Raw genomic sequence first — 23,995 nt, 5'->3', positions numbered from 1 at the left:
ACGTCACACGAACGGGTTATGCCGTACGCAGTAGGCCACCGGCTCGGCGCACGCGAGACCAGTCATGGACCGCCTCCCCGAATGCGGTGAACAGCGGGCGCGAGACCGGATCGTTGGCCGCATCCCACTCAGGGTGCCACTGCACAGACATGGTAAATCCTGTCGCCCCGTCCACGTATATCGCTTCCGGAGTGCCGTCGGGCGCGACGCCCTCCACCACGATGCGTTGGCCGGGCTCTTTGATACCCTGACCGTGCAGCGTATTTGTCATGACCTCCGGCGCGCCGAACAATTTGTGGAATTTTCCACCCTCGGTGAGTGTCACCTTGTGGCGCAGGGCGAATTTCTCCTCCAGCGTGCCGTCCGGGGGCATACGGTGGTTCATCCGCCCCGGCAGGTCGCGTATTTCCGGATAAAGCGTACCACCCATGGCGACGTTGACCTCCTGGAAACCTCGGCAGATGCCAAAGAACGGCTGGCCGCGTTCCACGCAGGCCCGCACAAGCGGCAGCGCGATGGCATCGCGGGCGCGGTCGTGATCCCCATGCGCCTCAGTCCAGTTTTCACCGTATTCCTCGGGGTGGACATTGGGGCGTCCGCCGGTCAGCAGGAATCCATCGCACGTCTCCAGCAATTCGTCGACCGAAACCAGCCGCGGGTCGGCGGGGATCAGCAGCGGGATGCAATTCGACACGCAGGCCACCGCCTCCGAGTTCATCGTTCCGCCCGCGTGCGCCGGGTACTGGTCATTGATGAGGTGGGAATTGCCGATGATGCCGACGATGGGCCGCGTCATGTGAAAAAGCTCCTTGTTTGCAAGATATATAGTCCAAGATCTTTGCAAGAAAAAGGTGAACGCCGCACGAGCCCCCCTGCGCCAGCGCGCAAAAGTCCCGTGACGACGCAATTTGCCACTTTGGAAGGCAGCGAGCGTGTCACCGGTTAACCATTCACGTGCATGGGAAATGATAACTGTGCGGGGGTCTGTTAAGGTCGCGTTAAGGATCGTTTAAGCACACGCCGGACGCCGTCACGACGCGCGTTCACCGATCCGCAACAGAAGGTGGGAAAGCCATGACCAGACAAACCATGTCGCAGGTTCTGCTGCGCGATCTTGTGACGCCTGCGGACCTGACACCCACGCTGGGCGAAACCACGCGACCGGACGTGCTGCTTGAACATCTGATCGAAGAACGCACCACCGTGGGCCTGCAGTTGCAGCGCATCGAGGGGTTGATGGCCTGCCTTGCTGGCGATCTCGAGGAATATGCCGGAGGACGCATGAGCAAGGATGTCCTGATCTCCGAAATGTCGAGGACCGTGCATGTCATGGCGATGGAGATGTTCTACGACGAGACCCATGCGCTGGCCGCGGAATAACCTTAGACGTTTTATGGACGCCCCCGGATCGTGGGGGGCGTCCTGATCCCTTTCATTCGGCGGCAAAGGCCACGTCGCGCAGGGGATCGTTTTCTTCGGTGATGGTCGTCGTCACCTGCGGACAGCGCAGGCACGCGGCCGACCCTTCCTGCCCGTGCCAGCGACAGGTCTTGCGTATGGCGCAGGCCGGCAATCGCGTCTCCACCGGGGACAGTTTCGCAGCGATTCGCGTGGCCAATTGACAGCGTTCCCCATCGAAATGGCCGCAGCGCTTTTCCGCACAAGGCGCGGCGAAGCGGTAGACCAGGGTCGGCGGCACATCACCGGTGGCCGCAAGCACCGCATCTGTGACCGGCACGGTCCCGGCCACGTAGGCCACGTCTTGTCCCGGTCGGTGCACGCCAAGAACCTGCGCGCCCGCCATATCCGGCTGTGCGGAAGGACAAAGCTTCCCGGTCATTTGAAATGTGCCATGAACTCTTTGTCGACGGGAAAGTACCCCATGGTGATCCCGCCGCGGATCACCTTGACCTCTGGCTGCGCTTCGCGGGCGACCGGCCCCATGATCTTTGTGATCTTGTCGGAGACCTCAAGCATCTCGCGGGGCTCAAATTTCTCCCAGTTCGGATCCTTGATCCAGATCCCCACGGTGCCGAACTCTCGCCAGACGCCAATTTTATAGTCCCCGAGGTCCGAGGGCTTTCCCAGCACCTCTGCGGCGGCGCGTTCAGCGTGGTTCATGACGTCATCGACGGAAATAGTGTCAGCCATGCGACTCATCCTTGTGAAATTGATTTGCAAAAAACCCCGTGGAAATGTCACGGGGTGCACCTATCTTGCCACAAGCAAGACGAATAATCAACTTTAAGGTGTAAATTGAAAACTGAACTCGCCGAAACATCTGTCGTCACCCCTATCTCGCTGGACAGATGGCATCGGTCAGACACATACCGCTGGTTTAGAGACTACGGGCGGCCGCATTACGCCATCACCTGCCGCGTGGATGTCACGCGCCTGATGGCGCGCAAGGCGGAGGGCGTGTCACCGTATATCGGCTGCCTCTATGCCGTTGGGCACGGCTTGAATGCGGTGCCGGAGCTGAGGGTCAGGTTTCGACCCGATGGCACCGTGGTGCGGCATGAGAGTATCGGGCTTTCGTTTACCGTGCCGCGGGACACCGGCGGTTTTGCCTATAGCTATCAGCCGTTTGTGGATGATTTTGACGTGTTTGACCGTGCCGCGCGGGCGAACATTGCCAAGGTCCGCAGCGCCAAAGATATTCGGGAGCACGCAGAGCAGACCGATGCGGTGGCCTATCTGTCCTGTCTCCCCTGGCTGGATTTCACCGCGCTCGATCACGCAGTGCCCGGCCCTGACGACTGCATACCGCGCCTCTCCTGGGGCAAGATCGTCGAACAAGACGGACGGGCGGACATGTCGCTGAATGTTCAAGTGCACCATGCCGTCACAGACGGCGAGCATGTCGGCGCGTTGATCTCGGAGATCCAGACAGCGCTGGACGGCTTCTGATTTCACGAGGGCCTTGGGTGACAAGGCCCTCGTCGCATGTGGGCGATCACTGATGGATCAGGCGGCTTCTGCATCCTCGGATTTCTGACGTTGCCACAGATTTGCGTACCGACCATTGCGTTCCAACAGCGCGTCGTGCGTACCTTCCTCGACCACCAGTCCGTTTTCCAGAACCACGATGCGGTCTGCGTCAGCGATGGTGGAGAGCCGGTGCGCGATGGTCAGCACGGTGCGCCCCTCGCCCGCACGCTTCAACGCGCCTTGGATGCTGGCCTCGGTTTCAGTGTCCAGCGCGCTGGTCGCCTCGTCCAGCAACAGGATCGGCGGGTTTTTCAACAAGGTGCGCGCGATGCCCACCCGCTGCTTTTCGCCGCCGGAAAGCTTCAGCCCTCGCTCGCCCACCGGGGTCTCGTACCCCTCCGGCAGCGCGATGATAAACTCGTGTATTTGAGCCGCGCGGGCAGCGGCGATGATCTCTTCCTCGGTGGCCCCATCGCGCCCGTAGGCGATGTTGTAGCGGATCGAGTCGTTGAACAGCACCGTGTCCTGCGGCACGACACCGATGGCCTGATGCAGCGTTTCCTGCGTCACGTCGCGTACATCCTGCCCGTCGATGCGCACAGACCCGCCGTTCACATCGTAGAACCGGAACAGCAGCCGTCCGATGGTCGACTTGCCCGAACCTGACGGACCGACCAGCGCGACGCTTTCGCCCGCGCCCACACGCACCGAGATCCCCTTGAGGATCGGCCGCGTGGGATCGTAGCCAAATGTCACATCGGTCAATTCAACCTCGCCGCCAGAGACGCGCAAGGCCGGCGCGCCGGGTTTGTCAGACACTTCGGCGGGCTGCTCCAGCAGGTCGAACATCTGGCCCATGTCCACCAGGGCCTGACGAATTTCGCGATAGACCGATCCGAGGAAGTTCAACGGCATGGTGATCTGGATCATGTAGGCGTTGACCAGCACGAAATCCCCGACCGTCAGCGCGCCGTTCTGCACACCGATCGCCGCCATGACCATGACGACCACCAGCCCCGCGGTGATGATGACGGCCTGCCCGGTGTTCAGGAAAGCCAAGGAAGTAGCAGTCTTGATCGCGGCTGTCTCGTAGCCTTGCATGGCATGATCGTAGCGTCGCGCTTCGCGCGCTTCGGCCCCGAAGTACTTCACCGTTTCAAAGTTGAGAAGGCTATCGATGGCCTTCTGGTTGGCGTCGGTGTCTTGGGCATTCATGGTGCGGCGTAGCTTCACGCGCCATTCCGTGACCTTGAAGGTGAACGCCACGTAGATGGCGATCACAGCCGTCACGACGACCAGATACCAGATGTCCAGCATCCAGGCGAGCATGATGCCCACCAGCAGCAGCTCCAGGATCAGCGGTCCGATGGAGAACAGCAAGAAACGGAGCAGAAACTCCACCCCCTTCACACCGCGTTCGATGATCCGGCTGAGGCCGCCAGTCTTGCGCGTGATGTGATAGCGCATGGACAGCTTGTGGATGTGCTGGAAAGTCTCCAACGCCAGTTGACGCAGCGCGCCCTGAGCCACCTTGGCAAAGATACCGTCGCGCAGCTGTTGGAAGGCCACCGTCAGAAGGCGCGTCATGCCATACGCCAGTGTCAGACCAACGGCGCCTATGGCGATGTCGGGCACGTCGCCGCCAAGCTTGTCCACCGCCTCCTTGTACAGCAGCGGCGTGGTGACAGCGATGACCTTGGCCAGAACCAAAAGCACCATCGCGATCACGACGCGCCAGCGCACCCACCTCTTGTCCGCCCCTTCGGGCCAGAGATAGGGGGCCATGCGTTTGATGGTGCGCAGACCGGAGGCGCGTTCTTCGCGGGCGATCTCTGCCGCGTCAATATCTGTATCGGGAGGCATCGGGGCTCCTGGCTGGGGGCCGCGACGGCCCGGCTGGGATGGGGGATGGCGGCACACTGTCGGCTTTTCGCTTACCTAGGCCGGACTGCGCGGGATGACCACCCCTGCCCCGCTGTGCACCTTACTCCGTCGCGGGTTGTGTACTGGCCTGCTGCGTCGAAGGCAGATCAAAGATCTGACCGGGGTAGATCAGATCGGGATCGCGGATGCGGTCGCGGTTGGCGCGAAAGATCTTCACGTATTCGATGCCGTTGCCGTAGCGATCCTTGGAGATCGCCCAGAGCGAATGGCCGGGCTGAACGGTGATCTCGGACACAGGGCCAGCGCCTTCGGCGAGCTGTTCCAGAACGGCGCGGTCCTCGCGCAGAAAGGGGCTTTCGACGCGGGCCATCACGGTGCCTTCGGCGTCGACCTGATCGACGCGCAGCGTGTAGGTGCCGGTGTCCACCTCTGGCAGTTGCACGCGCCAGTCCCCGCCGCTGATCCGCGACGTGGTGAGCGGGCGATTGTCGAGATAGACGCGCACAAAGGCCTCGTCCACGCCGCGGCCTGCGAGGATCACCTCGCCTGCCGTGTCGTAGCTGATGGAATCAAGCGCCACGTCACCGGGCAAAAGCGGTGCCTTGTCCAGTGCTTCGACGCCGGCGGGACCGGCCACAAGGATGCCGGGACGGCGTGGGACCTGCGGGCTGTCGGTTCTGTCCGGTTCGCTGCGCGTGGTGACGGCCGGGTCCTCGATCGTGTCGGTTTCTGGCGCATCGGGGACGGTCGGGGCCTGCGGCATGAGGGCCGTGGTCTCGGGGGTCGCGTTCCGTGCCGGGCGTGTGTCCACCTTTGGGGCGCTGCCCGGTGCGGCGGAGGGCATTTCGGCGGATGGATCAACGACCGCCACGGCGTCGGAGCCGCGCGGCAGAGTCGGCACGCTGTCATCCTGCGGGGACGCCATGCCGGATGTGGTGTCGTTCGCACGCGGTGCCGGGGCGGATTGCGCAGTGACGGGCGTGGAGCCCGGAGCCGGTTCTGCGCCGAGATCGTCGGGACGCAAAACAGCCACCTCATCTGCATCTCCGGGCGCTTGCGGAGCGGCCCCCGCAGCGGAGGGCGCCCGCATTCCATCCGGCGCCAAGCTGGCCACCTGCGGCTCGGGGGCTGTGGGCACATCGGTGCCGGGGATGATCAGCTCAGTCTCGGACAGCCGTTCCTGACCGTCCCGGGTGACGCGCGCGCGAACAAGGCGCGTCGGCCCTGTGCGCGGCAGGTCGATCAACGTGGCATAGCTGCCGTCGCGTTCGGTTTGCACCTGCGTCACCGGCGCGCCGTCGAAAAGCACTTCGACGATTTCGCCGGGGCCGCTGCGGCCCGTGACCATGATGCTGCTGCCCGGCAACAAGCGCATGGCGATGGACGGCGCGTCCGATGTCACCTCCGGGGCGGCGTTCGATAGTGATGTCGTGTCGGTGTCGCGGGGAGGCGTCTGGGCAGTATCATCTGTGGTGGTGGCCCTCGCCTCTGCCGTCGAGTCAGCGCCTTCGGCAGACGGAGCAACGGAGCTGGCAGTCTGCTCCTCTGTCACAGCGGACTGATCGGCAGGCTTAACAAGTGCTTCGTCCGTCCCGGCAGAGGGGGCAGCGGTCTCAGCAGTCTGTTTGCCAGTTTCGGCGGACTGGCTGACGGTCACACCAGACGGCTGATCAGTTTCGGCAGACGTAGTCGAGGCCTCAGAGGCGCTGCCAGAGGCTAGACCAGCGTCTCGCTGCTCCGGCACCGCGTCGAACGGCCAGTCGATCACGTCGGTCGCCAAGGCCAAGGCCAAGGCCAAAACGCCCACCACTGCCACGCCACCCAGCGCGCTGTTCTTCAATGCATTGCTCATGGCAGTCTTTCGTTTCGATCTCTTGTTTCGGTCAGCCCCCAGCCGACTGTCACAGATTAGTTGAGCGTGTATAAACCAAGGGCTACCAACGGTCAAAAGCCCATTATTTCCCTGAAGGTGCTCTGCCATGTCTCAAAAGTCTATCTGCGTTTACTGCGGCTCCCGCTCCGGCACTGATTCTGCCTTTGCCGAGGAAGCTGCGCGGCTGGGCGGTGCGCTGGCCTCGGAAGGCTGGCGTCTGGTGTATGGGGCCGGTGACGTCGGGCTGATGGGCACCGTCGCGCGCGCGGCGCAGGACGCAGGGGCGGACACCTTTGGCGTCATCCCGACACATCTGATGGCGATGGAAGTGGGCAAGACAGATCTCACGCGGTTTATCGTGACCGAGACCATGCACGAGCGAAAGAAAGTCATGGTGATGAACGCCGACGCTGTGGTTGTAATGCCCGGTGGGCCGGGATCGCTGGACGAGTTCTTTGAGGTGCTCACATGGCGGCAGCTTGGCCTGCATGACAAACCCATCGTGTTGATGGATGTGAACGGCTATTGGGGACCGCTCAAGGCGCTGCTTGATCACGTTGTGGACAACGGCTTTGCCGATGCGTCTCTGCTGGATTTCGTTCAGCGCGGGAATTCGGCGGCAGAGGTCATGACGCTTCTGCGGCGCGCTCTTTCCTGAGCCACCGACTGACCGGAATACAGCGCCAAAGCCGTCCAGATCAGGCCAAAGGCCGCGAGCTGGAACGTGTTCAGCGCCTCGCCGAACAACACCACGGCACAGAAGAATTGCAAGGTCGGGTTGATGTACTGCAACAGCCCGACCGTCACCATGTTCACCCGCTGCGCGGCCGCGGAAAACAGGATTAACGGCAGCGCCGTCAGAAAGCCGGAAAACATCAGCAGCGCAGAGGTGCCAAAGTCCGTGCCAAAAACACCGTCGCCCCGGCCATGCACCACCGCCAGCCAGCACAGTGCGATGGGGGAGAGCACCAGCACCTCGGCAGTGACCGACACCATCGGCCCAACCGTCAGCTGCTTTTTCACCAACCCATACAGGCCAAACGTCGCCGCCAGCGTCAGCGAAATCCAGGGCGCGACTCCCAGCCCGATGGTCAGCTGCACCACCGCCACCACGGCGAGCGCCACAGCAAACCATTGCAAAGGCTTGAGTTTTTCGCCGAGCACCACGGTCCCGATCAGCACCGCGACCAGCGGGAACATATAGTACCCAAGCGAGGTCTGCGTAACGTGTCCTTGTTGCACCGAAAAGATGAACAAGTACCAGTTGGCGGAGATCATGAGCGCGGCAAAGGCGATCACCACCACTGCGCGCGCAGACCCCAGCGCCGCGCGCAGTCGTGCAAGCTTACCCTGCATCGCAAGGATCGACGCGAAGACCACCAGCGACCAGAGCGTGCGGTGCGCCAGCAATTCCAGCGGCGGTACATCCTTGAGCAGCTTGTAGTAGATTGGTGACAGTCCCCAAATCGTGCAGGCGCCGATCATGGCGAGGATACCTTGGAATTGGGGGGACATGCGCGCTCCGACAGTGTTGGGAGAATGTTTAGGCCCGCCGCAGGCCCCCTGCAACCCGCTGTCCGTCAAGGATCGGATGGTCCATCCCAGAGGTCTGCCCTGCAAAACGCTGACAAGAACGTGTCCGTGCGCCAGGCGCTTCATTGCAAAGGTTGCATCCGGAAAGGTCGGAGCCACCGCTGATCTCGGCAAATTCACCCAGCCTCGTCAGGCGCGCGTCACGCCCCTGCTTGTCCTTGGTCAAGACTTGCTGCATCTGGATGGGGCAAGGTGCCCTTTTCTAGGTCAGACGATGTCCTGAGACGACGCAAAGATTGCTGCAAACAAGGCTCACCGGATCAAGACGCACCATGCAGAGACTGCCGTCAACCTGGTCGAAAACGGCATGAGTGTCAGGATCGGCAGCGACCGCCAACGATGGAAGCTCGCGCCTGCGCAATCGCGGGCAGCCTCTGAAAAGAAAAGGGGCGCAGCCTGCGCCACGCCCCTTCTGTATCTAACCTAAGTGAGGATTACATGCGCGATGCGACGTTTTCCCAGTTCACCAAGTTGTCGAGGAAGTTCTTCAGATACGCCGGACGCTTATTGCGGAAGTCGATGTAGTAGGAGTGCTCCCACACGTCGCAGCCCAGCAGCGCGGTCTGGCCGAAGCACAGCGGGTTAACGCCGTTTTCGGTCTTGGTGACCTTCAGGCCGCCATCGGTGTCTTTGACCAGCCATGCCCAGCCGGAGCCGAACTGACCGCCGCCCGCTGCCGCGAACTCGTCTTTGAATTTGTCGACCGAGCCGAAAGACTCCTTGATCGCCGCTTCAAGCTCGGAGGGCATAGCCTCGTTGCCCGGGCCCATCATTTCCCAGAACTGCGAGTGGTTCCAGTGCTGCGAGGCGTTGTTGAAGATACCGGACTGGGCGACGGCGTTCGCGTCGTAGGTGCCCTTTACGATCTCTTCGACGGATTTGCCCGCCCATTCAGTGCCTTCGATAAGCTTGTTGCCGTTATCGACGTAGGCCTTGTGGTGGATATCGTGGTGATACTCCATTGTCTCCTGGCTCATGCCGGAAGACGCCAGCGCATCGTGCGCATAGGGAAGATCGGGAAGTTCGAATGCCATTTGGTCACCCTCTCCTGTTTGTTAACTCTCGCCTACTTACCTGTTCCGGTAGGACCCCAACGTCAAGTGATCCTGTGCAATTTAGACGGAAGCGGCACCGCGCAAGTCCTGTGTAAAGCTGCAAAGGCACCGGTTTAAGCAACAAAATTAACTCTCCAGACGATCCAGTTTGCACGTTCCACCGCGTGTGAAATTGTTGGAATACCCGCGCGGCGTCGCCACAACCGAGAAGACACCATTGGATTTCACGTAAGTGCCCCGAAAACCCATGGTCACTGGGCTGACATTTAGAGTGATCTGAACATCCCACGCAAATGTGGTGCGCTTGCTGTTGTCGGTCACGACCCGGCCCGTCACTGGAATACCATCGTTGAACGCAAGAATCATCGGGTCAGACACGACAACGCGCTCTGCATCGCGATTATAGGCGATGAAAATGAGCGGCTGAATCCAGTCGCCGTCGCCAGCGCCTTTGATGATGCACTTGTACCCGACCACATCCGGTGCCGCCAAAGCTCCGCTGGCTGCCAGAACCAAACCGGCAACCAGGCCAAAACACCGCTTCATAGGGATATCCTTTGTCTTTGCCGCCTCACTATCTGCTTGCGAGGCGGCAAAGACAACCGAACGAGCATTACTTCTGAAAGTAAGCCACTTCGCTCTTTTCGTCGGCAGCAACCGCCAACAATTTGGCCATGTAGTCGCGCACGGACCGAAAGCAGAAGACGCGCGCGGTGCGTTCATCCAGCAGCCAAACCGCTGTCGCCACTTGACCAAAGCGCGTGCGACGCAGGGTGCCCGGCGCAAAGACGTCGGGGTGCATATCCACCGGGGCCAACTTGGCAATGGTTTCACGCACCACGCGGCCCTCGATCTGGAAGTGTACACGGGCGTCCGAAACGTCGCCCACCAGCGCGTGCTGATCTGCCAGTTTCGCGGCCAAATCGGCGCGCGCACGCGAGGCCTCGGCACGCGGCAGCATGACCATCAATTCGTCCGGTGACATCCACAGCAAGCCGCGACCGTCCCGCACCACTGCCTGGCGTTGTTCGGGGAAATCCACCCCGGCCAGCGCGCAGACCGCTTCGCGAAAGGCAGGCGCGGAGAAATCTCCGCGCACCACCAACATGCCCTGGCCTTCGATCTCGCGGATCGACACCAGCCCGTCGAAGTTTTTCAGGTCAGACATTCTGCTTCTCTCCTTCGGGGTCGTAGAACACCGCATTTACGATCTTGGCTTCGACCACGGTTTCGCCGTCGTCCTTCATGAAGGGGATGACCTCGCCCATGCGCTGAGGCCCGTTGTGGACCAGACCCATGGCGATCCCCTTTTCGAGCGTCGGCGAATAGTAGGTGGAGGTCACGCGCCCTTGGGTGTTGCGCTGGCCGTTGGCGTTCTTGCCCGCAGCCACTGCATAGGCACCATCCGGCAGGACGGAACCATCGACGGTTTCCAGACCCACCAGTTGCCAGCGGTCGGCATTGTCCATGAAGCGACGCGTTTGCGCCCGCTTGCCGATGTAGTCGTCCTTCTTCTTGGAGATCGCCCAATGCAGCCCCAGATCCTGCGGGATCACGGTGCCGTCGGTTTCGTCCCCGATCATGATGAAGCCCTTTTCGGCCCGCATGACGTGCAGCGCCTCGGTGCCGTAGGGCGTCGCGTTGAACTCTTTGCCCTCTTCCATCAGCTTGTCCCAAAGCGCACGGCCCTGGCTCGCCGGGACCGACACCTCGTAGGACAGCTCGCCCGAGAAGGAGATCCGGTACACCCGAACGGGGAAGCCCGCCAGTTCGCCGTCTTTCCATTCCATGAAGGCCATCGCCTCCTTGGACACGTCCATGCCGCCGAGCTTTTCCAGAAGCTTGCGCGCATTGGGACCGACCACGCCGATCTGGGCATATTGTTCGGTCACGTTGGCGGTGTAGACCTTCCAGTCCCACCATTCCGTTTGCAGCCATTCCTCCATGTGGGCGTGGATGCGATCCGCGCCGCCGGTGGTGGTGTGGCAAAGGAACGTGTCCTCGTCGATCCGCGCCACGACGCCGTCATCCGACAGGAAGCCGTTCTCTGAGCACATCAGGCCGTAGCGGCATTTGCCCGGCTTCAGGGAGCTCATCATGTTGGTGTAGAGCATGTCCATGAAGCGGCCCGCATCCGGCCCCTTGACGATGATCTTGCCCAGCGTCGACGCATCGAGCAAACCGACGCTTTCGCGGGTGGCCTTGATCTCGCGGATGACAGCGGTTTCCCGAGTCTCGCCATCGCGCAGATAGGTATAAGGCCGCCGCCAGTCGCCGACCGGCTCCAGGTCCGCACCATGCGCAATGCTCCAATCTGAGATCGGCGTCTTGCGCACCGGATGGAACAGATCACCCCGCGCATCGCCGGTGATCGCCCCCATCGAAATGGTTGTGTACGGCGGACGGAAGGTGGTGGTGCCCACGTTCGGAATATCCGCACCAAGTGCGCCTGACAATATCGCCAAGCCGTTGATGTTACTCAGCTTTCCTTGGTCCGTCGCCATGCCGAGCGTGGTGTAACGCTTGGTGTGCTCAACACTCTCGTAGCCCTCGCGGGCGGCGAGTTGTACGTCGGAGACTTTCACATCGTTTTGGTAATCCAGCCACGCTTTGAGACGCAGACCGTAGTGCGCACCGGACGGCATCAGCCACACGGGTTCCAGCGCGACCTCATCGGCATCGCTGCCTGTTGGTGCGTCAGAAGCGGCTTCGAGCCCCGCCGACGTTTTGCCTGCGTTATCAGCGTCTTCGAGCAGGTCCTTCAGACGAAGATGGCCAGAGGCCGCCCCCGCAGTGATCACGTTCGGTTTACCATCGTCGCCGATGGGCGCGCGGCTCGGATCAGGTTTGAAGAATGCCTTATCCGCATCCCACGTCAGCTTACCGCCATTATGTGACCAGAGGTGTACAACAGGCGACCAGCCACCGGACATTGCCACTGCGTCGCAGTCGATGTCCTCCAGCACGTTGCCCTCGCCGTTTTGACGGCAGAGCGAGACGCCCGACACGCGCTTGCCACCATGAACCTTGGCAATGCCATGTCCCATTTCCACGCGAATACCAAGGGCTTGCGCCTCTTTCATCAACTGGCCACCGCCCTCGTGACGTGCGTCGATGATACAGGGCACGGCCAGGCCCGCCTGCTTCAACGCGATGGCAGTGCGATAGGCGTCATCGTTGTTGGTCACGACCACGGTGCGGTCGCCCGGTGATACGCCATAGTTCACAAGGTAGTCGCGCACGGCAGAGGCCAGCATGACACCCGGAATGTCGTTGCCCGCAAAGGACAGCGGACGTTCCAGCGCGCCTGTCGCGGTCACAATCTGCTTGGCACGGATGCGCCACAGTCGGTGACGCGGACCACCGATTTCCGGCGCGTGATCGTTTACGCGCTCGTAGCCCAGAACATAACCGTGGTCATAGACCCCTGCCCCCATCATGCGGGAGCGGATGCGGACATTCTCCATGCCTTCAAGGGCTTGCAGCGTATCGTTCACCCAGGTGTCGACAGGTTTTCCGTCGATCTCGCCACCGTCAACCACGGCGCGGCCGCCCCAATGGGCGGTCTGCTCGATCAGCATGACGCGCTTTCCGGACACTGCCGCCGCTTTCGCCGCTTGCAGACCGGCCACACCGCCGCCGACCACCAGCACATCGACGAAGGCGTAGAAATGCTCGTAGTGATCGGGATCACGCGTTTCTGGATCCGGCGCCTTGCCCAGGCCCGCAGACTGGCGGATGAAGGGTTCGTAGATGTGCTTCCAGAACGGGCGCGGGTGGATGAAGGTTTTGTAGTAAAAACCAGCGGTCAGGAACCGCCCCAACAGCCCGTTTACGGCACCGACGTCGTATTCCAGCGACGGCCAGTGGTTCTGCGATGTCGCGGTCAGTCCGTGGAACAGCTCGGTGGTGGTGGCGCGCTGGTTCGGCTCGTGCTTGTTGCCCTCGCCCAGGTTGACGATGGCGTTGGGCTCTTCGACGCCAGAGGCGACGATGCCACGCGGACGGTGATACTTGAACGAGCGGCCCACCAGCATCTGATTGGCGCTCAAAAGAGCCGAGGCCAGAGTGTCCCCGGCATGGCCCTGAAAGCGCTTGCCGTTGAAGGTGAATTCAATCGTTTTGGAGCGGTCGATCAGGCGACCGCCTTTGGCGACACGGGTGCTCATGCGTCAGCACCTCCCCTGTGGATAGGTTGGATATATGCAAGAATGTGGATCATTTCTACCTCATCCCTCGCCATTCATGTCGCGCCAGGACCAGCCCGGACGTTTCTTGGAAATCGTTTCCCTGATCTCTGCTGTCGGCTCGGTGGTCTGTGCCGAATAGGTACCAAAGACTTCGTTGCTGACCGTGCAGCGCGCCGCGTGGAACCACTTGCCGCAGCCATAGACATGCCGCCAGCGTTCAAAGTGCACGCCTTTGGGGTTCTCGCGGGTGAACAGGTAGCTTTCGAAATCATCATCCGACGAGCCGGGGCCAAAGCGCGTCAGATGCGCTTCGCCGCCTGCGGCCAGTTCGGTTTCCTCGGCGGCCACGCCGCAGTAGGGACAGGTGAAAATCAGCATGTCCAGTCTCCTTAGTGAGCCACGCCGGCGGCAACGCTTTCGTCGATGAAGCGGCCCTCCGCGAAGCGTTCCAGCCCGAAGTCGGCACAAAGTGGCGAATGCCCTTTGGCCATGAGTTCCGCAAAGGCCCAGCCCGAACCGGGCGTCGCCTTGAAACCGCCAGTGCCCCAGCCCCCATTGATGAAGATACCGTCTACCGGCGTCTTCGACAGGATGGGCGACCGGTCGCCTGTCATGTCCACGATACCGCCCCACTGGCGCAGCATCTTCAGGCGGGAGACCATCGGGAAAGTCTCGACCAGCGCCGCGACGGTATGTTCGATGTGATGGAACGAGCCGCGCTGCGTGAAGGCGTTGAAGCTGTCTGTGCCGCCGCCGATGACCATCTCGCCCTTGTCGGACTGCGACATGTAACCGTGCACGGTATTGGCCATGACGACGCAATCCATGATCGGCTTGATCGGCTCCGACACCAGCGCCTGCAGCGGCACACTTTCGATCGGCAGACGGAAGCCTGCCATGCGTGCCAGTTCACCGGAGTGACCTGCGACCACGATGCCCAGTTTGTTGCAGCCGATGTGCCCCTTGGAGGTGTCGACGCCAGTCACCTGACCGTTTTCACGGGTGATGCCGGTGACTTCGCACTGCTGGATGATGTCCATGCCCATGGAGGAACAGGCACGGGCATAGCCCCAGGCCACGGCGTCGTGGCGCGCAGAGCCCCCGCGCTCTTGCCACAGGCCACCCAGAACCGGGTAGCGCGGCCCGTCGAGGTTGATGATCGGCACGATCTCCTTGACCTCTTTGGGAGAGATAAACCGTGTCTCGACACCTTGCAGAGCATTGGCATGCGCCGTGCGCTGGTAGCCGCGGACCTCATGTTCCGTCTGCGCCAGCATCAGCACGCCGCGCGGGCTGAACATGACGTTGTAGTTGAGATCCTGCGACATGGTCTCGTACAGCGAGCGCGACTTTTCGTACAGCGCCGCGGAGGGGTCCTGCAGGTAGTTCGAACGGATGATGGTGGTGTTGCGGCCCGTGTTGCCGCCCCCCAGCCAGCCCTTTTCGATCACCGCGACATTGGTGATGCCGAAGTTTTTCCCAAGGTAATAAGCGGTTGCGAGGCCGTGACCCCCGGCACCAACGATAACAACGTCGTAACGTTTTTTCGGCTGGGCTTTGCGCCACGCGCGGTCCCATCCTTTGTTATCGGAGAACAGGGCTTCGCGGGCGATGGCAAAGGCAGAATATCGTTTCATGTCTCGATTCCCGGGTCGTTTGGCCGTTTCTTGCACCCAATCGGTGCAATCAGCGACATGCAACCGTCATAATATCACGCAGTTGCGACATGGCGTATCACAGGGCTGCGACATCCCGTATCACAGGGTTGCGACATGGTCCCGCGCTGGCGGCATTTGCCCTTTCAAGAGGCGCTTTGAGTATCTAGATCAGTATATGAAACATGGGAGGAAACATGCTGTTCTGGATCCTGACAGGCGCCGTGGCGCTGGTGGTGGCCGCGGGGCTGGCGTTTTCGGTTATCCGAGGCAAACGCGAAACCGGCCCGGCCGAGGCCTTTGACCTACAGGTCTACCGTGACCAGCTGATCGAAATTGACGCCGACGCTGCGCGGGGAAAGATCGACCCCGAAGAGGCCGAGCGCCTGCGGGTGGAGATTTCGCGCCGTCTGCTGGCCGCCGACGCCAAGGTCCAGGGCGACAGTATCGCCAGCGCCCAGCCCGCGGGCGCCAGCGGAGCTGTGGCCGCGCTGATGGCCGTGGCGCTGATTGGCGGCGGTTTCGGCCTGTACACCCTGCTGGGCGCGCAAGGCTACGAAGACTTGCCGCTGCAAAAGCGGCTCGCCGCGGCGCAGCGCACCTTGAATGATCGAGGTTCTCAGGCCGAGGCCGAAGCCAACATCCCCACCCTTCCCCCAGCCGATGTCCCCGACGACTACGGCGCGTTGGTGGAGCGACTGCGCACAGCCACCCAGGAGCGTCCAGACGATCTGCAGGGACAACTGCTGCTCGCCCGGTCCGAGGCAGCCCTGGGCAATTACAAAGCGGCCTATGCGGCGCAGCAGAACATCATCCGTCTCAAGGGAGATGATGCCAGCGCCCGAGACTATGCAGATCTGGCCGATATGATGGTGCTTGCGGCGGGCGGCTATGTCTCGCCAGAGGCGCAAAAGGCGCTGGAACGCGCTTTGTCCATGGACGCTCGTAATGGTGTTGCGCGGTTCTACGGTGGCTTGATGATGGCGCAAACCGGGCGACCGGACATCGGCTTCCGCATGTGGGAGGCGCTTTTGCGCGACAGTCAGCCATCAGATCCCTGGGTCGAGCCGCTGCGCGCCCAGATCGAGGAGATGGCCATGCGCGCCGGGCAGAACCGTTTCACCTTACCACCGCTCGACGGCGGACCGGGCCCGTCAGCTGAAGACATCGCCAACGCCGCCGACATGTCACCTGAGGACCGCCAGGCCATGATCCGCGGCATGGTCGACCAATTGTCCAACCGGCTCGCCACCGAAGGGGGGCCGCCGCAGGACTGGGCACGTCTGATTTCCTCGCTCGCCACCCTGGGCGACACCGATCAGGCCGCCGCCATCTGGACCGAGGCGCAGCGCGTGTTCGAGGGCAACGAGGACGCACTGGCCCCCCTGCGAACGGCCGCCGAACGCGCCGGGGTTGCAGAATGATCCACGACGAGATCACCGAGTTCGCCGCCGCCCTGCCCCCGATGGGCGCGCTGATGGGGCTCGACCTTGGGACAAAGACCATCGGTGTTGCCGTGACGGACGGGCTGCGCAGCGTTGCGACCCCGCTGGAGACCGTGAAGCGCAAGAAGTTCACGCTGGATGCCGACCGACTGGCCGCGATCGTCGCGAACCGCACCATCACCGGCATTGTTCTTGGCCTGCCGCGCAACATGGACGGCTCCGAAGGGCCCCGGTGCCAGTCGACCCGTGCCTTTGCGCGCAATCTGGCGCAGCGCATTGATCTGCCCATCGGGTTTTGGGACGAACGTTTGTCGACCGTCGCCGCCGAGCGCGCGTTGCTGGAGGCTGACACCTCCCGCGCGCGGCGCGCCGAGGTGATTGACCATGTGGCAGCCTCGTTCATCCTGCAAGGCGCGCTGGACCGGCTGCGCGTGTTGAGGATGACATGAGCGAAGACATCTGGAAACGGGACGAGGTCGAAAGCCCCTGCATCAACATCTGTGTCATTCACCGACGCGAGGGCATTTGCACCGGATGCCTGCGCACGTTGGATGAGATTGCAGGATGGGGCAGTAAGTCTCCTGAGAGCCGCGCCGCCATCCTGGACGCTTTGCCGAACCGCCGCGCCGCGTTGAAGAAGCGCCGCGGAGGACGGGCCGCTCGCCTGAAAGACACGAAGGCCTGAGAGGGAAAGCCCCAAGGCCCGCAACAGACGCTTGCCTTCATGACTCCGAGCTGAGAGCCCCGCGATAACGCCAGCCGATCCGACTGCATTCAACGGCGCCATCACAAAGCGTTTCTTCCAGTGCCAAAATGCGTTGATGGCCTCAGGCAGGCTGACAAGGGGAGCATTGCGGGGACAGCCATTTCCTTACCCGCGATGCCGACGTCCAATCACCTTGCCAATCACGAGATCCGTGAAAAAGAACCTTTCTCAACGCATCTAAACGATGCGACCTCACACATCCAACTCTTCCACGAACTTTGCATTGTCCTGAATGTACTGGAAACGCAGCTCCGGCTTTTTCCCCATCAGGCGCTCCACAAGGTCGCCGGTTTCGCCGGGCTCGTCCTCATCGATCGTGACGCGGATCAACGTGCGAGTCGCGGGGTCCATGGTCGTTTCCTTGAGGTCTTTGGCATCCATTTCCCCAAGACCCTTGAACCGCTGGACATCAATTTTACCCTTGCCGCCCAACCCTTTGACCATCGCCGCCTCCTTTGCCGCATCGTCCGCCACATAAAGGCGCTTCGGGCCTTGCGTCAGACGGTAGAGCGGAGGGCACGCGAGGAAGAGGTGGCCATTGTCGATCAGCGGCCGCATCTGCGTGAAGAAAAATGTCATCAAAAGCGCGGCAATGTGGGCACCGTCCACGTCCGCGTCCGTCATGATGATAATCTTTTCATAACGCAGGTCGTCGAGATTGAACTTTGTGCCGAGCCCCACGCCCAAAGCCTCGCAGAGGTCCCGGATTTCGGCGTTTGACGTCAGCTTGTTGGAGGCCGCCCCGAGAACGTTCAGAATCTTCCCCTTGAGCGGCAGCAAGGCCTGCGTCTCGCGGAACCGCGCGCCTTTTGCAGAGCCACCCGCAGAATCACCCTCGACGATAAACAGCTCCGTGCCTTCACGCGCCTTGTTGGAGCAGTCGGTCAATTTGCCCGGAAGGCGCAGCTTTTTCGTCGCGGTCTTGCGCGCGGTTTCCTTCTCCTGACGGCGCCGAAGGCGTTCTTCGGCCCGCAAGATCAGAAAGTCGAGGATGGCTCCGGCGGATTTGGTATCGGAGGCCAACCAATTGTCAAAGTGGTCCCGGACAGCGTTTTCCACCAGACGTTGCGCTTCCACCGTCGCCAGCCGGTCCTTGGTTTGGCCGACGAATTCCGGTTCGCGAATGAAGCAGGACACGAGAGCACATCCGCCGGTGATCAAGTCGTCGCGGTTGATTTGCGCGGCCTTCTTGTTGTTCACCAGCTCGCCGTAGGCCCGTACGCCCTTCAGGATGGCCGCCCAGAACCCTGCCTCGTGGGTGCCGCCCTCAGGCGTGGGGACGGTGTTACAGTAGGACTGGATGAAGCCATCGCGCGACGGGGTCCAGTTGATGGCCCACTCGACCTTGCCCGGAACCTGAAACCGCTCCTTGAAATCGACCACACCGGCGAAAGGGCTTTCTGCATAGGTGGTTGATTTGCCGAGCGTTTCCGTAAGGTAGTCAGCCAGACCGCCGGGGAAGTGGAAGGTCGCCTCTTTCGGCGTTTCCTGATCGTCGATTTCGGATTTCCAGCGAATTTCCACGCCGGAAAACAGGTAAGCCTTGGAGCGGACCATCTTGAACAGACGGGCCGGCTTGAAACGATGCGCGCCAAAGATCTGCTCATCCGCGTGAAAGGTGACGGAGGTGCCACGGCGGTTCGGTGCCGCACCGATCTGCTCCACAGGTCCAAGCGGAATGCCGCGAGAAAACCGCTGTTCGTAAAGCGCTTTGTTTTTCGCAACTTGCACGACCATTGAATCGGACAATGCGTTCACCACGGACGCGCCGACGCCGTGCAGGCCGCCAGAGGTCTCGTAAGCGTCGCCAGAGAATTTACCGCCTGCGTGAAGGGTACAGAGGATGACCTCCAACGCGGATTTGCCGGGAAATTTCGGATGCGGGTCGATCGGGATGCCGCGGCCATTGTCGCGAATCTCCATGGAGTAATCCGCGTGCAGAAAAATCTCGATTCGATTGGCGTGACCTGCGACCGCCTCGTCCATGGAGTTGTCGAGCACCTCGGCGACAAGGTGGTGCAGTGCCCGTTCGTCAGTGCCGCCAATGTACATCCCGGGACGTTTCCGGACAGGTTCCAGACCTTCGAGAACCTCGATGGACGAGGCGTCGTATTCGTTTTCCGAAGCGGAATGAAGGAGATCGTCTGCCATAATGTGCCCGGTTTGTTCTTTGTGGTTGGAGGCCAGTATTGCACGCGTGGAGGAGAGGCACAACAAACGCAAGACGAGACCTTTTTCAGTGTGAAAAGTTCGGGCTGTCGCGACATTCCGTCTTTGCGTGCCAACCAGTGCACCCGCAACGTTTACCTAATGGGGGCTCGCACCCGGGTCACGGCCACGCCAGCACACACCAATCCACTTCAAGCCGCTTCAGAGCACCCTCACCTGATTGCGGATGAGGCGGATTGCCCCGCTTCACCCGGTGTCGCACTGGGCCAACCTTGGTAATTACCGTCACTGCTGAGAGAAGAGCCACTGGGAGACCATCCAAAAATTTTGCCTCGCATCTGAGCATGGACATTATCAAAGTCCATTTCCTGTCCGCCACAGATCACTGGATCATCAACAGAGAAAGCGCGCCGAGTTTCCAGGTATGATGTCGCGGGTAAGGCAGACCTTTCAGGCCGTCCGTTCAGCGACGAGAAGACGCTCCCCATGGCCGAGGTGTCCCATACATCGCCCGCTTGGCGCAGTGAATCCGTGAAGCAGCCGCCGCTGGGCCGGGGCACTGGCCTACCGGGCAGTGTTACCCCGTCGTCGCAACACCCCGACCTTCGAGGTGCAGATGACGACCGGCTGAATCCGCCGCGCGTTCCTTGATGCCGGTGATGGAGCAGCACTTCTGGAAACGTCAGCGACACCGTCCGTCACAACGGTTTTGCCCCCGCAGATTTTGCGAGGGCATTCTGGTGTTGACGGCAAGGATTCGAACGGCCTCTTGAAGGCCGCCCAAGACACTCGGCAAAAGGATCGTCTAATCACACGCAGTTGGTGTGTGTGACCATGGTCAAGCTCAGACCCCCTGCAGGGCCACATCGGCAGGGTTGACGATGGTGGCAGACGTCATGAACGCCACAACTTCGTCGCCCACAAGAGCACGCGCCACGAACGTCCCGTCGGCCATCGCTTCGATCTCTGTGGTCGCATCGTCGAGATCTGCTTCCGGGATCTGGAACAAGATCATGTCCTGGCCACTGGCAAAGTCGGTGATGCTTCCCTCGGTGGTGCTGTCCGCAACAAAGGTGTCGGCGCCCGCGCCGCCGGTGAACAGGCCGCTGCCGCCAAAGGTGTCGTTGCCCGTACCGCCGATCAGCGTCCCATCGCCCACAAGTGTATCCGCCCCGGCGCCGCCATCGACCGTGCTGTCACTGTTCTCGCTGGCAAAGACGTCGTCACCATCACCAAGCATCACATCATAGGACACCAGAGAAGAATCCGCCTCATCGCCCACGATGGCGACGGAGTCGTCACCCTCGCCCGTGTCGATGGTGCCCAGACCGCCAGTCACCTGAACCGAGTCATCGCCCTCACCGCCAACAACGCTGTTCGTGCCAAAACCCGGATCGAAGAAGTCGTCGCCGTCGCCACCCAGCAGGGTGTCGTTGCCGCCGCCACCCAGCAGCGTATCGTTCCCCATGCCGCCGTCGATCAGATCCGCCCCGGTGCCACCGATCATCCTGTCGCCACCGCCGGCGCCTATCAGCGTGTCATCGCCTGCGTCGCCAACCAGCTTGTCATTGTTGGGACCGCCATCCAGCGAGTCATCGCCGTCACCCCCAACCAACTTGTCCTCGCCGAGGTTGCCGAGCAGGGTATCGTCCCCGTCTTCGCCACGCAGCGTGTCGTCGCCCGCGTTGCCGTAGGCAAGGTCATTGCCGGTGTCGGCATAGATAAGGTCATCTCCGCCTGCGCCCATCAGCGTGTCCGCGCCAGCACCGCCATCGATGGTGTCGCTGCCAGAGCCGGCATCAACCATGTCATCGCCGCCGAGCGCATAGAAAAGTGTGCTTTCACCATCCAATACGACATCATCCGCCGCGTTGGTTCCAAACCCGGGGTCAACTTCGGTCTCTGGTTCAGCCCCAGGTGTTGGGCCGCTGTCCGGCAAACCATCGTCGCTATCATCCGACGAGTCGTCCCAGAGGCTTCCGATGCCCGCCAGAAGCAACATGGGCAAGAGGGTGAGCATCAGCATGACATTTATCCTTTTCACACAAGCAAACGCGCTGCAGATCGCACGTATGATCAATCGTTAACAAGATGTTGCCAAATTCTATACCAAGAATTGAGATATAGGGGAAATAAGTGGACACGCGCCTGCAGTTGTTTCCAAGCCTGAAACATTGGATCGAGAAGTGACGAATTGGACGGGCTGATGCCGCAGACCTTGACCTGTCGGCAACAGGCCGAGCCCGGAGCAAGCCTGTATGCTGATGTCGATTCCCCCACCCCGGGGCCTGTTCGATCCGGGCTCAAAGGCCGTGCGTCGCGGCTCAGGCCGCCTCTGCCAGCACGGCTGCAAGCGCTTCCTCGACCACGCCCGGTCCGGCTCCGGGCTTGTGCGCCTCAGTCGACAATATCTGTCGCCAGCGACGTGCTCCGGGGCGTCCGGCAAAAAGGCCGAGCATGTGTCGCGTCACCTGGTTCAGCTTGCCACCCTTTGCGATATGACCGGCGATATACGGCAGCATCTTGGCCACCACCTCTTCTCGGCTCTGATGCGGGGTGTCGCCCCACAGCGCATCCGCCGTGCCCAAAATGTCCCACGGTTGATGATAGGCCACGCGCCCGATCATCACCCCGTCCAGGCCATCATGCAGAAAGCCCTGCGTCTCGGCCAGGGTCCGTATCCCGCCATTGACCGACAGATGCATGTTCGGAAACTCCGTCCGCATACGTCGCACCAGGTTGTAATCCAACGGCGGGACATCGCGGTTTTCCTTTGGGGACAAACCTTGCAGCCACGCCTTGCGCGCGTGGATCGTGACACGCATGCATCCAGCCCTCTGCAAGCGCTCCAGAAAATCCGGCAGCACGATTTCGGGATCCTGATCATCGACCCCGATCCGGCATTTCACCGTGACATCGACATCCACGGCGTCCTGCATGGCCTTGATGCAATCGACCACGGTCTCCGGGTACTTCATCAGAACAGCGCCGAAGGTTCCGGATTGCACACGATCCGACGGGCAGCCGCAGTTCAGGTTGACCTCGTCATAGCCCGCCTGCGCCCCCAACCTTGCGGCCTGGGCCAATTCCTGTGGATCTGAGCCACCCAACTGCAAGGCCACGGGGTGTTCTTCGGGATCGAAGTCCAGCAAATGCAATGCACCCCCCCGAACCAACGCAGGCGCAGTCACCATTTCAGTGTAAAGCAACGTCCTGGTCGACATCAGGCGGTGAAAATATCGGCAATGGCGATCCGTCCAATCCATCATCGGGGCGACAGAGAGGCGGGCGGCGTCAACCACATTGCAATTCCCTTGTTTCATTGGCTGGCCCTCCGTCGATGGCGGCTACGATTTGCGATCTTTCGCCACTACTCGCGACGATTTTGGCAGCCGGTGCCACAAATTCAGCACTCGGAACGCGTCTTGTAGCACCGGAGCTTACAGAGGTCACGCACTCACCGACAGGGAGGCTACCAGGATTTTTCGCTCCCCGAGGTCCGAGCGAAATCAGTCGCCCCCATCGTCCTTCCAACAAGGAAAGGCGTGAAAACCGCAACCATCACGACACGCACCAAAACGGCCGGCAAGCCGAGCGTCACAGCTCAGGTACGCATCAAGAAGAGCGGAAAGGTGACCTTTTCGAAATCGGAAGCCGTTCCGCAGTGCAAGCTGGCGGAGAAATGTGCTGCTCACACTTAAAATCGTGGCATTTCAATTGGTACGCTGATCGCCCGGTCGCGCCTGTGCGCGCAATGCGGGACAAGACAGCGCAGATCTCACCAGTGGAAATGCGTTTCTTTGCCCGTCAAGGATTTCTGCCGCTCACGTCAGCCCATCGCGACCGTTTTGCAATTCACACAACGACAGAGATTAGATTTGTGCAGCCTACCGGCAATCTTGCTGTTTGGCCGCGGCGGCGTCTGCGGCGTGCACTCAGGCGACTTGAAACCGTCGCCCGGACATGGGGACGCGCCAACCGGCGTAGCCTCGCCGCGGTGCTCGCGGTCACTCTACAGCGCTTTGTCGAAAATCCCGAACGGACATTTAGCGCCGGGGGGAAATCGTTCTGGAAGCCCTGCGCCGGACAAGTCCCGATCTGGACCTGTCACGGATGTGTTCCGCTACTTTGACCACGTATCGTGTGGCAAAGGCGAATGCAGACGGGGTCACGACCGACCGCAGAATTCCGCGCCAAAGCAGTGCGCGTGGCTTTGACCAGCGGGCTGCCGCGAAAGCAGGTGACCGCAGGTTCTGGGATCGGCTTCTCGACGCTGAAACGCTGGATACAGCGGGAACGGCGCAATTCTGAGAAACCGCCCATCCAGTCCGATCCGGAACCCGAGATCGCTGAACTGCGGAAAGAGAACCGTATGCTCCCGGAGGAGAGGGATGCGCTTTTGGCCTGATGGCGTATGCGTCGCTCTCAACCCAG

General features: G+C 61.4%; 22 protein-coding genes. 7 read left to right on the top strand and 15 right to left on the bottom strand.

What is annotated here, in order from left to right; translation table 11 throughout:
* Positions 1-16 precede the first annotated feature (16 nt).
* Positions 17-796 carry a gamma-glutamyl-gamma-aminobutyrate hydrolase family protein gene (locus GGQ68_RS14360; protein WP_183967172.1) on the bottom strand — a complete coding sequence of 260 codons (780 nt, stop codon included), beginning with the start codon at positions 794-796 and terminating at the stop codon, positions 17-19.
* A gap of 278 nt (positions 797-1,074) precedes the next feature.
* On the opposite strand from GGQ68_RS14360, the gene GGQ68_RS14355 reads away from it, so the two are divergent.
* Positions 1,075-1,380: a hypothetical protein gene (locus GGQ68_RS14355; RefSeq protein ID WP_183967171.1), complete on the top strand. Its 306-nt coding sequence runs from the start codon at positions 1,075-1,077 to the stop codon at positions 1,378-1,380.
* 52 nt (positions 1,381-1,432) lie between these two features.
* Here the strand turns inward: GGQ68_RS14355 and GGQ68_RS14350 are convergent, their stop codons facing one another.
* A complete protein-coding gene (locus tag GGQ68_RS14350) occupies positions 1,433-1,840 on the bottom strand; it encodes a hypothetical protein (protein ID WP_183967170.1) in 408 nt (135 codons plus the stop codon).
* Positions 1,837-2,151 carry a hypothetical protein gene (locus tag GGQ68_RS14345; RefSeq protein WP_183967169.1) on the bottom strand — a complete coding sequence of 105 codons (315 nt, stop codon included), beginning with the start codon at positions 2,149-2,151 and terminating at the stop codon, positions 1,837-1,839. The genes GGQ68_RS14350 and GGQ68_RS14345 overlap by 4 nt, the downstream gene beginning before the upstream one ends.
* Positions 2,152-2,256: 105 nt before the next feature.
* On the opposite strand from GGQ68_RS14345, the gene GGQ68_RS14340 reads away from it, so the two are divergent.
* Positions 2,257-2,910 carry a CatA-like O-acetyltransferase gene (locus tag GGQ68_RS14340; protein ID WP_183967168.1) on the top strand — a complete coding sequence of 218 codons (654 nt, stop codon included), beginning with the start codon at positions 2,257-2,259 and terminating at the stop codon, positions 2,908-2,910.
* 57 nt (positions 2,911-2,967) lie between these two features.
* Here GGQ68_RS14340 and GGQ68_RS14335 read toward each other — a convergent pair whose 3' ends face one another.
* Together GGQ68_RS14335 and GGQ68_RS14330 are read right to left on the bottom strand one after the other, a co-directional pair.
* On the bottom strand, positions 2,968-4,794 hold the full coding sequence (locus tag GGQ68_RS14335; protein WP_183967167.1) for an ABCB family ABC transporter ATP-binding protein/permease: 1,827 nt from the start codon (positions 4,792-4,794) through the stop codon (positions 2,968-2,970).
* Between the two features lie 121 nt (positions 4,795-4,915).
* Positions 4,916-6,667, bottom strand: coding sequence for a LysM peptidoglycan-binding domain-containing protein (locus GGQ68_RS14330; protein ID WP_183967166.1), 1,752 nt, complete (start codon positions 6,665-6,667; stop codon positions 4,916-4,918).
* A 127-nt stretch (positions 6,668-6,794) separates the two neighbouring features.
* Here GGQ68_RS14330 and GGQ68_RS14325 point away from each other — a divergent pair, with 127 nt between their 5' ends.
* Positions 6,795-7,346, top strand: a complete 552-nt coding sequence (locus GGQ68_RS14325) for an LOG family protein (RefSeq protein WP_183967165.1) — start codon at positions 6,795-6,797, stop codon at positions 7,344-7,346.
* Here the strand turns inward: GGQ68_RS14325 and rarD are convergent.
* The 7 genes from rarD to GGQ68_RS14290 form a co-directional block, all read right to left on the bottom strand.
* Entirely contained in the window at positions 7,289-8,203 is a 915-nt protein-coding gene (gene rarD / locus GGQ68_RS14320) for an EamA family transporter RarD (protein WP_183967164.1), read from the bottom strand. The genes GGQ68_RS14325 and rarD overlap by 58 nt on opposite strands.
* Positions 8,204-8,715: 512 nt before the next feature.
* Positions 8,716-9,315, bottom strand: a complete 600-nt coding sequence (locus GGQ68_RS14315) for a superoxide dismutase (protein WP_183967162.1) — start codon at positions 9,313-9,315, stop codon at positions 8,716-8,718.
* Between the two features lie 147 nt (positions 9,316-9,462).
* On the bottom strand, positions 9,463-9,882 hold the full coding sequence (locus GGQ68_RS14310) for a hypothetical protein (protein ID WP_183967160.1): 420 nt from the start codon (positions 9,880-9,882) through the stop codon (positions 9,463-9,465).
* Between the two features lie 67 nt (positions 9,883-9,949).
* A complete protein-coding gene (locus GGQ68_RS14305) occupies positions 9,950-10,504 on the bottom strand; it encodes a sarcosine oxidase subunit gamma (RefSeq protein WP_183967158.1) in 555 nt (184 codons plus the stop codon).
* Positions 10,497-13,505, bottom strand: a complete 3,009-nt coding sequence (locus tag GGQ68_RS14300) for a sarcosine oxidase subunit alpha family protein (RefSeq protein ID WP_183967156.1) — start codon at positions 13,503-13,505, stop codon at positions 10,497-10,499. The genes GGQ68_RS14305 and GGQ68_RS14300 overlap by 8 nt, the downstream gene beginning before the upstream one ends.
* A gap of 60 nt (positions 13,506-13,565) precedes the next feature.
* Positions 13,566-13,904, bottom strand: a complete 339-nt coding sequence (locus GGQ68_RS14295; protein WP_183967154.1) for a sarcosine oxidase subunit delta — start codon at positions 13,902-13,904, stop codon at positions 13,566-13,568.
* Positions 13,905-13,915: 11 nt separating this feature from the next.
* The gene (locus GGQ68_RS14290) at positions 13,916-15,163 is read right to left on the bottom strand and encodes a sarcosine oxidase subunit beta family protein (RefSeq protein ID WP_183967152.1); all 1,248 of its coding nucleotides are present in this window, start codon (positions 15,161-15,163) and stop codon (positions 13,916-13,918) included.
* 215 nt (positions 15,164-15,378) lie between these two features.
* Here GGQ68_RS14290 and ccmI point away from each other — a divergent pair, with 215 nt between their 5' ends.
* The 3 genes from ccmI to GGQ68_RS14275 are packed head-to-tail and all read left to right on the top strand — an operon-like array spanning position 15,379 to position 17,311.
* Positions 15,379-16,605: a c-type cytochrome biogenesis protein CcmI gene (gene ccmI, locus GGQ68_RS14285; protein WP_183967150.1), complete on the top strand. Its 1,227-nt coding sequence runs from the start codon at positions 15,379-15,381 to the stop codon at positions 16,603-16,605.
* Entirely contained in the window at positions 16,602-17,075 is a 474-nt protein-coding gene (ruvX, locus tag GGQ68_RS14280) for a Holliday junction resolvase RuvX (RefSeq protein WP_183967149.1), read from the top strand. Before ccmI ends, ruvX begins: the two co-directional genes overlap by 4 nt.
* Positions 17,072-17,311 (top strand): DUF1289 domain-containing protein, encoded by a 240-nt coding sequence (locus GGQ68_RS14275; protein ID WP_183967147.1) that lies wholly within the window; start codon positions 17,072-17,074, stop codon positions 17,309-17,311. The genes ruvX and GGQ68_RS14275 overlap by 4 nt, the downstream gene beginning before the upstream one ends.
* 273 nt (positions 17,312-17,584) lie before the next feature.
* Here GGQ68_RS14275 and parE read toward each other — a convergent pair whose 3' ends face one another.
* The 3 genes from parE to dusA all read right to left on the bottom strand — a co-directional run bounded on the left by parE (position 17,585) and on the right by dusA (position 22,884).
* Entirely contained in the window at positions 17,585-19,543 is a 1,959-nt protein-coding gene (parE, locus tag GGQ68_RS14270; protein WP_183967145.1) for a DNA topoisomerase IV subunit B, read from the bottom strand.
* 862 nt (positions 19,544-20,405) lie between these two features.
* Positions 20,406-21,587 carry a calcium-binding protein gene (locus GGQ68_RS14265; protein WP_183967143.1) on the bottom strand — a complete coding sequence of 394 codons (1,182 nt, stop codon included), beginning with the start codon at positions 21,585-21,587 and terminating at the stop codon, positions 20,406-20,408.
* A gap of 298 nt (positions 21,588-21,885) precedes the next feature.
* Positions 21,886-22,884, bottom strand: coding sequence for a tRNA dihydrouridine(20/20a) synthase DusA (dusA, locus tag GGQ68_RS14260; protein ID WP_183967141.1), 999 nt, complete (start codon positions 22,882-22,884; stop codon positions 21,886-21,888).
* Positions 22,885-23,717: 833 nt separating this feature from the next.
* Between dusA and GGQ68_RS14255 the strand changes: the two genes are divergently transcribed.
* Positions 23,718-23,969, top strand: a complete 252-nt coding sequence (locus tag GGQ68_RS14255; RefSeq protein ID WP_183967139.1) for a transposase — start codon at positions 23,718-23,720, stop codon at positions 23,967-23,969.
* Positions 23,970-23,995: the final 26 nt, after the last annotated feature.

The sequence above is a fragment of the Sagittula marina genome, from assembly GCF_014196795.1.
Taxonomy (GTDB): Bacteria; Pseudomonadota; Alphaproteobacteria; order Rhodobacterales; family Rhodobacteraceae; genus Sagittula; species Sagittula marina.
This window is presented reverse-complemented; position numbering and strand designations above follow the sequence as displayed.